The organism is Shewanella glacialimarina, assembly GCF_020511155.1.
GTDB lineage: Bacteria > Pseudomonadota > Gammaproteobacteria > Enterobacterales > Shewanellaceae > Shewanella > Shewanella glacialimarina.
Map to the genome: position 1 here is coordinate 3,024,477 of NZ_CP041216.1, position 13,203 is coordinate 3,037,679.

The window sequence follows — 13,203 nt, forward strand, 5'->3', positions numbered from 1 at the left end:
CATTGTTGCCACGCTCATTCAAACTCTTAATAAGGATCGATGATTTGAGCGTGCCAATTTTGAGACAGTTTTGTCATTCTTTCTCTTGTCGGCGCATAAATTGGCACAATATAGACAGTATTAGCCACCAGTTCTAATCCAGTGCTAGATAAAATCTCTTGTCCCGCAAAGGTGTGACCTGCAAGCTCATAATCATAAAGCATTATTTGTTGATTCTCTATTGCCTTGAGTATTGAAGGATACGATTGAATTAATAAATAGAAGTCCCCGCCTATGCCCCATAACCCGACTTTTTCTTGCTGCGTTAGTTTATGCTGGATCTGATTAAATAGAACACTCAAGTAGCTATTATATTGAGAAAAACGCTGTTCAACAGCAAGCTTTGCCGAGTGTTTTATAACGCTATGATTACTTATTTGCGCCGTGGTCACTTTTTTTAATAGCAACAATAATCTGGGAATATTACCTGTGGTTAGCTGCTGTTGATTGATAATTTTCAGACCCGCTTTTTCAGCAATCAACTTGAGAGAGTCTTTAGTGTAATAATGAATATGTTGGCCATGAACAATATTGGTCACTCCCAAGTTATCTGTAAAGGCATCAGGACTGCAATCTGGCACTTCGATGAAAATAATACCGTCCTCAACTAAACATTCGCTCATTTGCGTTAAATAACGCACAGGTTCGACTATGTGCTCAAGAACATGTGTGCTGATTGCGATGTTGATTGGATATTTAGCAAAATGAGGCAGGATTGTATCCAGTTGATTTAAGTTAGCAGTAATATGTTCGACTGTATTCGATTGTATGTGGTCGTGAAAATCTACGCTAGAAAGCTTGATTGAAAACTCTTTAAATTGACTATCAATATGCTTCAGCGTCGCACCACCACCCGCGCCAAAGTCAACAATATGCGCGCCCATTTTTATATAGGATGCGAAAAACTCTGACATCTCCTCATAGGGAGACTTCTCTCCTTCAGGAGTATCACACCACATATCAGGCTCTAGCGCATTGGAAAAATAAAGTGCACCAAATATTGCGTCAGTATAAGGGATGGTTACTTGAACATGGCTGCAATGCTGGCACTGTCCGATAGGGAAACGGAGCACTTGCCTTTTGAGTTCTTTAGCCTGCTTATCCCAAATGCCGGAAGTCAGTGTATCTATTTGCTGCCATACGGTATGACCGCATACTTTACATGATGTTTGCGTCGCAACTATCGTGCTCATCTTAATCATTCCCGGTATAAAAAGGGTCTACAACATTATGCCAATCTTGGCTAAGTGATCGCATCTTTATCCTTGTTTCTGCAAGTTGAGGGCTCATAAAAACGGTATACTTGGCCGAAGGAATTTGACTACTGCATAAGATGGGTTGCTGCTGGAGTATTCTATCTTTTAGTGCGTAATCAAACAGCACAATATTGCCTTGCTTAATCAAGTCATTTATATCAGCGTGCTCAGTCATCAGATTATAAAAATCAGCCCCTACCCCCCAAATACCAACCTTACCATCTCGGCTTATACTCTCACGCAATGCATCGGCTAAATTAGTCCGTAGTTGACGACATTGTGCTTGATAATGTTTGATCACATCCGCGGCATCAAATAAAGAAGATGATGGATGAGATTGGACTATTTCATCTGGGGTTAGTAATACCTGTAATCTGGGTATATAGCCTGTTGTTATACGACTAATTTTGACCACTTTAAATCCAGCCCGTTTGGCTGCAAAAGTTATAGAGTCTGCCGTATAGTAATGAATATGCTGTAAATTAACTAAATTACTCATACCAATGGATTGAAGGATATGGCATTGTGAAAAGTCAGGGACTTCAATAAACACTGCCCCATTTGGGCTCAGTTGTTGTTTGATATGCTGTAAGAAGTTAACTGGATTAATTACATGCTCTAATACATGCGAAGCCATCGCTAAATCAATACCCTCTGGCCAATGTTGGTTTGGCAACTGAGCGAGATTATTTAAATCGAACGAGAGATAGTGAATATTATCTTCAGAAAAACGGTCATTAAAATCGATACCGACTAGTGTACTGTCTGGCAGTCGTTTATTGGCAGCAGCTAATAGTTTTCCTTCGCCACAACCAAAATCGACGACAGTCTTAGGTGTCGAATCATTTAATGCAAAGTCTATCATCTCTTCGTATGGACTATTATCACCCACTAGAGTTTCATGCCACATGACAGCTTCTTGGGTAGAGTGAAAATACAACTTTTCAAATAATGCTGGCGTATATTCACTACTAATCTGAACGTGTCCACAATGTTTACATTTAGATAGAGGATAAACTGAGTTTTGACGGGAAAGTATTGTGCTACTTTCCTCCCATATCCCAAATGAAATATCTGAAAATGTTTGCCATTGCTGACGGTTACAAAGCTGACATGAAGTTATAGCCATAGGTGAAGTCCTAGTTGGTAATACCGCCGTCAATCGTCAGCGTCTGCCCAGTAATAAATGCCGCGTCATCGGACAACAAGAAACTGATTGCAGGGGTTATATCTGCAACTGTACCCAAACGATGCATAGGTGTACGGCGGATAATTTGGTCGCGTTTTTTATCTGAAAGTGTCGACGACATCTCAGTGTCGAGATAACCAGGAGCAATGGAGTTGACGGTAATATTTCGGCGGCCATTCTCTCTGGCAAGCGCACGGGTTAAGCCATCTAACCCCGCCTTTGACGCAGAATAGGCAGCAAGACCAGTATAACCTCGACTACCAATGATTGAGCTTATATTGATAATTCGCCCCGCACTATTCTGCCTTAAGAATACCCTTAGCACCTCACGAGCAAAGTACAACGCACCGTTTAAATTCACTTGCAATAACGCATCAGATTCTACATTAGGAAAGGTGGCTAACACCCCCTCTTTTGCAATGCCGGCATTATTGATTAGCCCCCAAAGTGGTACTTCTGCCCATTCACAGGCTGATTTTACAAATGCAGCGGTTTGATCTGCATTACCGACTTCACACTGAAACCACTTAACATGTTCGTTGTTATTTACTAGGTCGTCGATCGCCGCCGTTTTATTGCGACTACAGGTAGAGACCTTATAACCTTGATTAAGTAAGTGAATAACTGTGCCTAAACCCAGTCCACGACTACCGCCTGTGACCATAATGTGTTTCATTGAATCAACCTCTGTTTTTTACCCGTCGCAGAAAGACTAATTTGCTCACTAAAGGTGATAATTCTAGGTCGTGCCGCAGGTTCTAATTGTTCAGCAAGTTCTTTAAGTGCTTCTTTAGCAATCTGTTGATCTTCAGCACATAACTCAACACAGATAAGTGCCCCTGTAATAGGGTTAGCTTTGGCGTAGACTCTTGCGTCAATTATTCCAACCAATGCAATAATTTTTTGCTCTAAGGTTTCAAGATTAACCTTAACACCACCTACATTCACTAAACTATCTTCTCGACCGGTAAATAATACTCTGTCATCAGTGAGAGTAATACAGTCACCGGTGTCGATAGACTCGTTACGCCTGTTTAGTTGTAATGTATGCGTAGCTCTTAATTGCCAGCCATTAAACTCTTGTTTTAGCCAAGTTCGAGGAAAGCCCGCTAATCCATCTTTAACTGAAAATATGACACCAGCTTCAGTGGTTGCGTAGATATGGCGCACCTTAGCCCTAGGACATTGTAACTTGATAGCATCTAAGGTGCGCTGGTCAGCTATTTCTCCGCCCAGAGTAATAACGGCCAATGGTGGTGATTTTGTATGCCAGCTCATTAATAACGCCCGCATCATTGAAGGAGTCGCACTAATGGCATTAACACTATGCTTTATCGCAAGCTCGGATTTGCGTTGAAGATTGGCATCAACATCGGCAATCAACGTATCTTTACTAACAATAGCCTGCAAAATGACTTGTAAACCAGCAAAGCTCATTGGGTGATAACAAAGTAGCCATCTGCTAGCCACTTTCTCGGTATTGTTAGCGTTTTTAGGCATCAATTTGTTTAGCCGATGAAAAACTAACTTAGGTTGCCCGGTCGTACCCGATGTTAATAGTCCAATAGCGAAACCTGTTGGAAGATTGCTGTCATCAATACCTTGATTAGTTCGATTAAAAATAACCGGGATATCAGCTTGTTGTGCATCAACCATCGCCTGGATCATTTTCGACACCAGCGGGCTAGTTGCGTTGTCAGCAGCGCCATTAAGCTCGATGAACGTTTTGCTTTTACAGTCAGCACTGGGAGTAAAATCAATTCCACAGCACTGTAAGCCCGGCTCAATTAATGAGAATTGCTCATCGATAACAAACATTAAACTGCTGCACCTTCATAAAGCGCTATCAGTTCGGCAATGCTGTGAAACGTCTTAAATCCATCACGAAAGGGATCAATTCCGGTTGTTAATTCTAAAGTCACAATCAATGTTGCTAAGTCCAAAGAGTCCATTGGTAAGTCGACTAAAAACTCTGACTCGACAGTTATTTCAGGACAAACCTCGGCCTTATTTTCAATAATTTGACGGGTCTCATTGAGGATGATATCGGCTAAGTTACTCATATATTATTCCAATCATTAAAAGCGGCTGATATTTTATCTAAGCTAAAATGTTGCTTTTGGGTTAGCCAATCTTGTTTTAGCTGCTCAAAAATGTGCACATCCAGTAGCTGGCCATTTTTACAAATATGTTGCTTTAGGTGACCAACTAAACGCGTTTTATGCAATGTTTGTAGCTTGACCACTTTTTCATTTGCATCCAGTACATAGTTTACAATTTTGTTGAGTTTTAGCTGGTAAAAAACATAGTTACAAATATAAGTATGCATAGTGACACCATATTTGAGTCTCGCTTGACGCTCATAAATATAAGAACCCGTACTGCAGCGTTGGTGTTGTCTATCTATATCGGTAAAACACAAAAAGCCAATTGAAACACCATCATCTTGGATCATATAACCACGATAGTTGTCATTTTTTTCAAGTGACCGTATCCAGTTTTTTTGTTTGTCTAATGATGGCTCTTCAAGATCACTGAACATGTGTTTAGTGATCTCTGGATCGGTACGCCACTTAAGCAATAACTCTGCATCACTGACATCTACACGTTTAAAATTTAACGCCATTATCTACTTCTTAATTTGCTAAATAGCCGCCTTCAACTGGCAGTGTGACAGCGTTTATCCACTTAGCAGCGTCGCTAAGTAAAAAGGCTACCGCATTGGCCACATCTTCTGGCTGCCCTAATCCCATAGGGTGTTGGTTAAGCATATGCTGATATTGTGCTTCGGTCATACTGTCTTGGGTGCGTTGTGCCATCTCTGTTTCAACGAGTGCAGGCGCAACACAATTAACCCTGATATTATCCCGCAGTAACTCCATCGATAACCCTCGAGTTAGCGACATTAAACCAGCTTTGCTTGCGCCATAAACAGTATTACCGGTTTGGCCAATAAGCCCCGCAATTGAGGACACAAAAACTATCGCACCTTGCTTAGAGCGATCACGCTTGAGCCTGAAACCTTTAGCGATAGCCATAGCGCTAGCTAAATTGACATGCATAGTTTCGTTAAAAAATGCTTGGTCAAATACCCGTATAGGTTTGGTTATTTGAATACCTGCACAATGAACAAAACTATCAATATAACCGTATTCTTTAACTAATGATTTGACCCAATCAGAGAGTTTATCGGTATCGGCCATATCAAATGGCGCACAAACATGACCACTACCTTCAAGGCTTGATGCTGTTTTTTCAAGAGCGACCAGGTCGCGACCATTGAGTATCAAGGTTGCGCCCAATTTAGCGAGTAACACGGCGCATGCGCGGCCAATGCCTGCCGATGCGCCAGTGATCAATACTCGTTTACCGCTGAAATCCATAGGATTAAAGATCATCTCGGTACCGACTAGTTATTTATGCAGTTAAATGTTCTTCAACCAGTGCAATAAGATCCGCTACTGTGTTGATCTCTTCTAATTTGTCACCTTGAATGATGATGTCAAAATTCTCATCAGCCATCGCAATCACGCTCAGAAAAGCTAATGAATCCCATTGCTCAAGCTCCATCAATACTTCATCACCTTTTAAGGTGTTGTCATCAAGTTCTAATATCTCTTCTAAGTTGTTTAAAAATTCTTGTCTGTTCATCTTATTCACCTCTAATTTGTCGTGTTTTTTTATTTACAGTGCCGCTAATAGTGTATCGGCAAAAATAGGTATTTGTTTATGTTAATGTGCTGTGCGTTGTGCCACATGGGCATTTATCTTTGCAAGCTGCGGATTATTAAGCAGCAAAGTGCAAATTTTGTCAGGACTCGCCTCAAGCCAGTCATTACCTAAATGCTCAATTAGTTGTTCAACAAGATGAAGGTCATCTTGTTCATCAACGCAAAGCCTAAACTGCCCCCATGCTAATTGTCCGGTTTCTATCGGTACAATATGTGCATCGGGTTTGCTGTAAAGGTAAAGGGTCACATGTTCTCGTTGTGGCTGAGTCGTCGCTTCTTTATAGGCGTTTAACAGGCTTGCCATGCTAAATACTTCCACATCAAACCCCCTGGGGAAATACGCGAGGCTAATGTGTGTGTACTGTGACATGTCCCCTTGACGATGTTGTTTCACTGCCTCATCAATAAGGCTGGGGCAGATAAGCGGACAATCCCCCGTGAGACGGATAATAATATCCTCATCGGTTGCCTCCGCCGTTAATGCTGCGTGATAGAAGCGATCGAGTACATCATGTTCGTCACCACAAAAATACGGCTGCTGATTGGCTTCACAATAGTCAACAATGGGTTGATCTGTCGACTCAGTAGTGGTGGCGATAATATGAATATCAACCAGTGTTGACTGCTTAACTCTGCCAATGTGATATTCCAACATAGGGCGGCCATTTATTGGCGCTAACACTTTGCCAGGTAATCGGCTCGATCCCATGCGAGCTTGCGTAATGCAAATGACGCGCATTTATTTCTCCTTTTTAAGTAAAGGAAAAGACAGATAAGCTTCTTTCATCGGCTCGCCAAAGGCGATATCTTGGGTAGCAATTTGGCCAATTATTTGAGGTAAATAGCGCGTGTGTAGCCCATGAGCGGGTCTTACTGAACGCACATTGTCAGCGGTAAACTTCTGGCCTTGTTTAATCGCCTGCGCAATATACAAGGAACGCCTGAAATATCTTCCACCTGCTTCACTGGGTTTTACTTCATAGCCAGCAACGCCCAGTGCACTGTGCACTTTATCCGCTTGTTGTTTTAATTGAACAAATTCATCAGGTTCTAATGAAAATGCCGCATCTACTGAACCATCACTTTTATCGAGTGTAAAATGCTTCTCAATAACACTTGCACCAAGCGCTACCGCGGTAATAGATGCGGTATTTTCAATGGTGTGATCACTCAATCCGATAGGAAAATCAAACCGCTGGCACAGATCGGTAATAGTGCGTAAATTACAATCTTCAATCGGCGTTGGGTAACCGCTAATACAATGCAGTAATGCCAACTGCGTGCCACCAGCTAAGGCAACAGCTTCAACAGCCTCTTCAATCTCTTCCAGTGTAGCAAGACCGGTTGACATAATGATTGGCTTGCCGGTTTTTGCTGCAGCGCTAATCAATCCAATATCGTTAATTTCAAAAGAAGCAATTTTATAAGCTGGGCAACCAAGGGATTCAAGCAGTTCAATTGCGCTAAGGTCAAAGGGAGATGAAAATAACGTAATATTATTTTGTTTTGCTCGTTCAAATAGCGCTTTATGCCACGCCCATGGGGTGTGAGCCTCTTGATAAAGATCATATAGCGTACGACCAGCCCAAAGGCCACCTTCAATACTAAACTCTGGGCCATTATGGTTAAGCGTTATGGTATCAGCGCTATAGGTTTGAATTTTGATAGCGTCAACACCTGTTGCCGCTGCGGCATCAATCATCGCCAAGGCTTGATCTAAATTACCTTTATGGTTACCTGATAATTCTGCAATAACATACGGTTTATGCAGTGGGCCTATTTCTCGGCCATCGATATTAATTGTGGAAGCAAACATACTTATTCTCCCGAACTTAACTGCGGTTTAATATCGCTACGCCAGGCGTCATGAAAATGTCGGATCCTGTCTTCACATTTACCCAATATGCCTGGTGTATTAACAGCAGGCATATTCGCTTGGCAAGATTCAGCCACTAATCGGTCTTCTTCCAAAATGGTATGATTAAACTCGGTAAAGTTAGCTTTAATGACCGCTTTTACAGCATCACTTGTGGCACTGCCATCCAGTCTTTTTATCATTCGTAGCTGAAAGTTCAGTTGCGATTGGGTGGATGTTAACGGATCATAGGTTTGTAGCGACATTAATGAGCCATTGGTTAATCCAATTGCCAAATTAGGGTAAATAAAGAAGTGATTATATTCAGTAAACTCGCTGCTTTGCTCAAGTTTTAGGTGCTTTCTCGCCCCTGCCCACCATTTTTTGGGAGTATCTTGTAGCGGAGTATTACCTGTTGTGTGCCCATTAAAAAACTCAATATCACATTCTGCTTTGGCAAATTTTGCAAACGTTTCCGGGTGGACACCGGCGACATGATAAACTTCTAGTACCGTTTCACAGGCGATTTTCCAATTGGTATTCCACCGAAAATCACCTTGTTGAACGGGATCGGTAAACTCAGCTGAAATACGGCTTAAAATGGCATAATACGGCCCAAGATAATCTTCAAGTGATGGGCCTGCTTTCGCGACGCGAACAAAGAGCAACTCTCCGCAACTTTCTAAAGCAAACTCCCTCAGTGATAATGCCTTTTTAGCAGCCTCATCTAGACCAAAATCAGTACGATTTTGTGGAACGCCAGCCAATGCGCCATCGCTTTTATAACTCCAACAATGATAAGGACATATAAGAGCTCTATTACCATAAGCTTCTCTTTGAAGCTGTGCTCTTCTGTGACTACAAATATTAAGCAATGCACTAACTTGTCCATTAAAATTTTGCACCACAACTGGGGTATTACCCACTTTAAGGGTAATAAAATCATGATTTTTAGCCACTTGATCTTTAAAGCCAACAAATATCCAGTTTTTCTCAAACACTTCTACGCGCTCAAGTTCAAAGGTGGCCAGGTCATAATAATGGGTCGGGTGAATGGCTTGTATCGCTATCATTAAAGTTCCGATTTTTGTTGTATGCTGACAATCAACTGTCTAATTATTCGTTGACAGCCTTGGCTGTCAATCAGTTGACGAGCAATGTCACTCATGTCTTGTCTCAAGCATTTATCATGCCAGAGGTTTACAGCATCGACTTTGATTTTACTCAATAAATCGTTATTAATCTGAGTATCAGCTTGGTTACAGTCAAAAGCACGCGTATCGATAGCATAATACCAGCTGTTATTCAGCGGTGAGCCAAGTGCGGGCAATTGATTATCAACCGTCACTAACGCTAACGTAGGTACACCTTGGCTTGCTAACTCCCCCAATGTGCCACCAGCAGCAGATATGGCTAACCCTGATTGCATCATTATTTGAGCAACTGATGGAGGGTTACAAATAATCGAGAAGTTTGAATGCTGTTTAGCCAGCAGCTCTAAAGCGCGCTGTTGCTGATGAACTTGACCAATCAACAAGCGGACATGCGCTTCAGGTAGTGCATCAATAATGGCTCTTGAAAGGGGCAGTGCCAAAGATTTTGGGTCTGTACCCCCTAAGGCGATCAGTAAATCTGGGCGCTCAGCTATTGGGATATAATCTTGAGCAGCAAACTCTTTACGTAAATAGGTGTATTGAGGCCCTAAGCAAAAAGTCGCATTAGGCGCTCGTTGTCGGTACTCTTCAAGGCTGACATTGGGGGCCGGATTAATGACAAAGTCCGCCCAAATAGGCTGATGGTCTAAGGCATCATCTAGCTTAACGATAAAAATAGTAAGTTGATTGAGTTGTAACCACTCATCTGTTGTCAGATCATAATCATCAACAATAATGGCGGTAAACGCATGTGGTAAAAGTTCATCTGTCGATAATGGCGCTGCTATTTGTTGCGTGTTGAAATTAGCCTGATGCAGTTTATTGAGTAAAGGCAAACTACAGGTTTTATAAATAAAAGTGATATCAAAAAAAACCTGCGCTGCCTGTGCAAGCGCATATAGACGCATAATATGTCCAGCGCCTATACCATGGGAGTTATTTCCGTAAAATGCGACCCGTGGTTTAACCGGCAAGAAAACCACCATCAACGGCTAAGGTAATACCTGTTGTATTAGCACTTAAGCCACTCAGCAGAAAATAAACACTATTAGCCACATCTTGTGGCGAACTTAACCCTAATGGATGGGCATCGATTAATAGTTGGCTTTGCTGTTCGCCTAAAGTCGAAAATTGAAGTTCAGCTTTTGCACCACTTACCACAGCTGGCGCAACACAATTAACTCTAATTTTTTTACTGGCTAGCTCCAAGGCCGCTGATTGCACCATGGATGATAGTGCCGCCTTCGATGCTGCATATAGGGTTCGAGCCTTTAGGCCTCTTTGACCTGCTGCTGAACCAATAAATACAAAGCTGGCTCCAGAGTTAAAATGTTTTGCCTTAGAAAAAGCCGCAGTTAACATCACAGCAGCTGAAAAATTAACATCAAAATATTGGCTAATCTGTTTAGGTGAAATAGTTCTTAGTGGGCTATAGCCTTGATAGCTGGCGCTATGCACTAAGCCGTCTATTGCACCATATTGGTTGATAAGCGATTTAACCCATGATGGAATATCTTCAAGGTGACTTAAATCAAAAGGGGCTATTTGATGATGTTGTTGAGTTAATTGACGTTTTGTGTCAATAAGCGCCGCTTCTCGCCGGCCCACTAAAATGAGTTTTGCGCCACATTCATCCAGCTTTTTGCATATAGCGAGTCCAATGTCTGAATCCGCCGCAGCACCGGTAACAACATATAACTTATTAGTTAAATTCATTATAGTTACTGCACCAAGGTTAATGGCTCAAAATCATCACTTATCTCTATAATTTGTGGCGCAAGTATTGGGCCAATATCGGTAATAATGGCTCCCCAGGACCAACCAACACCAAAACCGCCTAACATGACTTTTTTTGTATCAGTTTCGAAAAAATCACCTAACTTATGGCAAATGGCTAGCGGCACAGAGGCGCTGGATGTGTTGCCAAAGTCGGCCATGTCGATGAGATATTTATCTGCTGGAATTTTGGCTTTTTTACGCAAATGTTCAAGAATAAACTGATTAGCCTGATGCATAACGACCATATCTAAACTGTCTGCTTCAATATTAGCTAAAGCCAACGACTCTCTGATTAACTTAGGCACCACTTTCAATGTAAAGGAGAATACCGCAGCGCCATTTAAATAAAGTCGAGACTCTGTATATAGCTTTTGTTCTTCTTCACTGCTTCTGGCTTCAAGTTCTGGCATGGTGGGGTTTCGTCGCCCACCCGCTTTTACTGCAATATGCTGCCCGCCAGTGCCGTCGGTGCCAAAAACAGCGTAGGAGTCAGTCCAATTCTCATCAAATTGTAATGCTGTTGCTACGCCCGCATCGCCAAAAAGAGGAAGAGTACCGCGATCATCAGGCAAAAGATGACGACTAGAAGTGTCGCCACACAGCACTAACGCCCGTTGACCATCAGAGCCATTAAGCATTTGACTCGCCAACCAGGTACCATAGACAAAACCCGAACAACCTAAACTCACATCAAGACATGCAGCATCCTGAGACAAACCAAGTCTGTGTTGCATTAAACATGCCGTTGCGGGTAATGCATAATCAGGATCCTGCGAGACATAAACCAATACATCAACAGACTCTGGTGCCCAATTAAGGCGCTTTAATAAGGTTTCAGCAGCGGCAATACACATGTCCGATGCACATAGATGTTTTGGCAGGATTCGGCGACTATGTATGCCTGTGCTGGCATAAATTTTATCCGCCTCCTCCTGAGTGAAAATATCTGGTGTTTCAACATATGAATGTCTATGGGGAGGAACAGCGGCTTGCATACCTGCAATTTTGACTGACTTTATCACAGCTTTCATAGATAACCCTGTTGAAATAAACGAATAATGTTGGTTTTAACTATAACATTGAATAATATAGCTTGAAAGTGTCATGCTTGCGTCAAATTTGCACTAACCTTTTCTATATAGTGAAAAAATCAGGGATAAGAAATGACCATTACTACTGTTAACAAGATTTCAATTGCTGGCATTGTCTGTGTCTTACCTGAATTAGTTTGTGAAAATATTGATAAGTCTTCTGAGGTTGCTAGCCAAGAAATGGCACGAATTGTTGCCTCTACAGGCATTCATTCAAGACGGGTAACACCACCAGAACAGACGGTATTAGATCTAGGGCTAATCGCATGCGAATCGTTATTAAGCGAGTTAGCTTGGGATCGCGATGAAATATCGCTGATTATTTTTGTGACTCAAACTCCCGACTACCCATTACCTGGCAATGCGATACAGCTACAACATCAACTGGGGTTAAATAAAGGCACTATTGCTTTTGACGTTAATTTAGGTTGCTCAGGTTTTATTTATGGATTGTGGCAGACATCGCAATTACTCAGCGGGCTACCAACAGGTAAAGCGTTATTAATTGTAGGTGATACTACCAGTCATCAGTACAGCGAAAGTAACCGAGCCGTATCATCATTATTTGGTGACGCAGTCAGTGCTATCGCTATTGAGAAGCGTGACAACTGCGATGAGATGGTCTTTTCACTAGGCTCAGACGGTGCAGGCGCACCTTATCTTATTCAACCAAATGGTGGTGCTAGAACGCCAAATCGCGCCCCAGAATTATTTATGGATGGTATGCAGGTATTTGTATTCACCCTAAGAGAAATACCCGCCTCAGTTAATGCTTGTTTAACCCATAAAGGCTGGCAAGTAGACGATATAGACTACTGCGTAATGCACCAAGCAAATGAAATGATGCTAAAACGCTTAGGTGACAAAATAGGCATAACTCAGCAGCAATTGATTATCTCAATGGGGGACATAGGCAACACTAGCTCGGCATCAATACCCTTAGCGTTGTGCTTAAGTCTGCAAGATGAATTGCTGCGTCAACCGACTAAATTACTCTTGTCGGGGTTTGGAGTAGGTTGGTCTTGGGGAACAGTTGCCTTTACATTACAACCGCTCAAAGTATGTAAAGTGATTGATTTAAAAACATCAAATTAACGCGTATTTAAACG

General features: G+C 42.0%; 15 protein-coding genes. 1 reads left to right on the top strand and 14 read right to left on the bottom strand.

What is annotated here, in order from left to right; genetic code table 11:
• Positions 1-26: 26 nt before the first annotated feature.
• From FJ709_RS13180 to FJ709_RS13245, 14 genes are all read right to left on the bottom strand, one after another.
• Complete coding sequence (locus FJ709_RS13180; RefSeq protein WP_226410490.1) at positions 27-1,232, bottom strand: class I SAM-dependent methyltransferase; 1,206 nt, start codon at positions 1,230-1,232, stop codon at positions 27-29.
• Between the two features lies 1 nt (position 1,233).
• Positions 1,234-2,424 (bottom strand): class I SAM-dependent methyltransferase, encoded by a 1,191-nt coding sequence (locus FJ709_RS13185; RefSeq protein WP_226410491.1) that lies wholly within the window; start codon positions 2,422-2,424, stop codon positions 1,234-1,236.
• Positions 2,425-2,434: 10 nt separating this feature from the next.
• Positions 2,435-3,160, bottom strand: coding sequence for an SDR family NAD(P)-dependent oxidoreductase (locus tag FJ709_RS13190; protein WP_226410492.1), 726 nt, complete (start codon positions 3,158-3,160; stop codon positions 2,435-2,437).
• On the bottom strand, positions 3,157-4,302 hold the full coding sequence (locus FJ709_RS13195; protein ID WP_226410493.1) for an AMP-binding protein: 1,146 nt from the start codon (positions 4,300-4,302) through the stop codon (positions 3,157-3,159). The genes FJ709_RS13190 and FJ709_RS13195 overlap by 4 nt, the downstream gene beginning before the upstream one ends.
• On the bottom strand, positions 4,302-4,547 hold the full coding sequence (locus FJ709_RS13200; protein WP_188923647.1) for a phosphopantetheine-binding protein: 246 nt from the start codon (positions 4,545-4,547) through the stop codon (positions 4,302-4,304). Before FJ709_RS13200 ends, FJ709_RS13195 begins: the two co-directional genes overlap by 1 nt.
• A complete protein-coding gene (gene pseH / locus FJ709_RS13205; protein ID WP_226410494.1) occupies positions 4,544-5,110 on the bottom strand; it encodes a UDP-4-amino-4,6-dideoxy-N-acetyl-beta-L-altrosamine N-acetyltransferase in 567 nt (188 codons plus the stop codon). The genes FJ709_RS13200 and pseH overlap by 4 nt, the downstream gene beginning before the upstream one ends.
• A 10-nt stretch (positions 5,111-5,120) precedes the next feature.
• Entirely contained in the window at positions 5,121-5,882 is a 762-nt protein-coding gene (locus FJ709_RS13210) for an SDR family NAD(P)-dependent oxidoreductase (protein ID WP_226410495.1), read from the bottom strand.
• 19 nt (positions 5,883-5,901) lie between these two features.
• Entirely contained in the window at positions 5,902-6,135 is a 234-nt protein-coding gene (locus FJ709_RS13215; protein WP_226410496.1) for an acyl carrier protein, read from the bottom strand.
• An 81-nt stretch (positions 6,136-6,216) separates the two neighbouring features.
• Positions 6,217-6,954 (bottom strand): cytidylyltransferase domain-containing protein, encoded by a 738-nt coding sequence (locus FJ709_RS13220; protein ID WP_226410497.1) that lies wholly within the window; start codon positions 6,952-6,954, stop codon positions 6,217-6,219.
• On the bottom strand, positions 6,955-8,031 hold the full coding sequence (gene pseI, locus FJ709_RS13225; RefSeq protein ID WP_226410498.1) for a pseudaminic acid synthase: 1,077 nt from the start codon (positions 8,029-8,031) through the stop codon (positions 6,955-6,957). It abuts the gene before it with no gap.
• Positions 8,032-8,033: 2 nt separating this feature from the next.
• On the bottom strand, positions 8,034-9,143 hold the full coding sequence (locus FJ709_RS13230; protein WP_226410499.1) for an aromatic ring-hydroxylating oxygenase subunit alpha: 1,110 nt from the start codon (positions 9,141-9,143) through the stop codon (positions 8,034-8,036).
• Positions 9,143-10,198 (bottom strand): PseG/SpsG family protein, encoded by a 1,056-nt coding sequence (locus FJ709_RS13235; protein ID WP_226410500.1) that lies wholly within the window; start codon positions 10,196-10,198, stop codon positions 9,143-9,145. Before FJ709_RS13235 ends, FJ709_RS13230 begins: the two co-directional genes overlap by 1 nt.
• The gene (locus FJ709_RS13240; protein WP_226410501.1) at positions 10,188-10,940 is read right to left on the bottom strand and encodes an SDR family NAD(P)-dependent oxidoreductase; all 753 of its coding nucleotides are present in this window, start codon (positions 10,938-10,940) and stop codon (positions 10,188-10,190) included. The genes FJ709_RS13235 and FJ709_RS13240 overlap by 11 nt, the downstream gene beginning before the upstream one ends.
• Before the next feature lie 5 nt (positions 10,941-10,945).
• Positions 10,946-12,034: a 3-oxoacyl-ACP synthase III family protein gene (locus FJ709_RS13245; RefSeq protein ID WP_226410502.1), complete on the bottom strand. Its 1,089-nt coding sequence runs from the start codon at positions 12,032-12,034 to the stop codon at positions 10,946-10,948.
• A 132-nt stretch (positions 12,035-12,166) separates the two neighbouring features.
• On the opposite strand from FJ709_RS13245, the gene FJ709_RS13250 reads away from it, so the two are divergent.
• Entirely contained in the window at positions 12,167-13,189 is a 1,023-nt protein-coding gene (locus tag FJ709_RS13250) for a ketoacyl-ACP synthase III (RefSeq protein WP_226410503.1), read from the top strand.
• Positions 13,190-13,203 lie beyond the last annotated feature (14 nt).

What these genes read in the sequence shown, in the direction of transcription:
- FJ709_RS13245 (WP_226410502.1), bottom strand. Translation starts at nt 12,034, where the DNA reads ATGAAAGCTGTGATAAAGTCAGTCAAAATTGCAGGTATGCAAGCCGCT.
- FJ709_RS13195 (WP_226410493.1), bottom strand. Translation starts at nt 4,302, where the DNA reads ATGTTTGTTATCGATGAGCAATTCTCATTAATTGAGCCGGGCTTACAG.
- FJ709_RS13180 (WP_226410490.1), bottom strand. Translation starts at nt 1,232, where the DNA reads ATGAGCACGATAGTTGCGACGCAAACATCATGTAAAGTATGCGGTCAT.
- pseI (WP_226410498.1), bottom strand. Translation starts at nt 8,031, where the DNA reads ATGTTTGCTTCCACAATTAATATCGATGGCCGAGAAATAGGCCCACTG.
- FJ709_RS13185 (WP_226410491.1), bottom strand. Translation starts at nt 2,424, where the DNA reads ATGGCTATAACTTCATGTCAGCTTTGTAACCGTCAGCAATGGCAAACA.
- FJ709_RS13230 (WP_226410499.1), bottom strand. Translation starts at nt 9,143, where the DNA reads ATGATAGCGATACAAGCCATTCACCCGACCCATTATTATGACCTGGCC.
- FJ709_RS13250 (WP_226410503.1), top strand. Translation starts at nt 12,167, where the DNA reads ATGACCATTACTACTGTTAACAAGATTTCAATTGCTGGCATTGTCTGT.
- FJ709_RS13190 (WP_226410492.1), bottom strand. Translation starts at nt 3,160, where the DNA reads ATGAAACACATTATGGTCACAGGCGGTAGTCGTGGACTGGGTTTAGGC.
- FJ709_RS13215 (WP_226410496.1), bottom strand. Translation starts at nt 6,135, where the DNA reads ATGAACAGACAAGAATTTTTAAACAACTTAGAAGAGATATTAGAACTT.
- FJ709_RS13210 (WP_226410495.1), bottom strand. Translation starts at nt 5,882, where the DNA reads ATGATCTTTAATCCTATGGATTTCAGCGGTAAACGAGTATTGATCACT.
- FJ709_RS13220 (WP_226410497.1), bottom strand. Translation starts at nt 6,954, where the DNA reads ATGCGCGTCATTTGCATTACGCAAGCTCGCATGGGATCGAGCCGATTA.
- FJ709_RS13240 (WP_226410501.1), bottom strand. Translation starts at nt 10,940, where the DNA reads ATGAATTTAACTAATAAGTTATATGTTGTTACCGGTGCTGCGGCGGAT.
- FJ709_RS13200 (WP_188923647.1), bottom strand. Translation starts at nt 4,547, where the DNA reads ATGAGTAACTTAGCCGATATCATCCTCAATGAGACCCGTCAAATTATT.
- pseH (WP_226410494.1), bottom strand. Translation starts at nt 5,110, where the DNA reads ATGGCGTTAAATTTTAAACGTGTAGATGTCAGTGATGCAGAGTTATTG.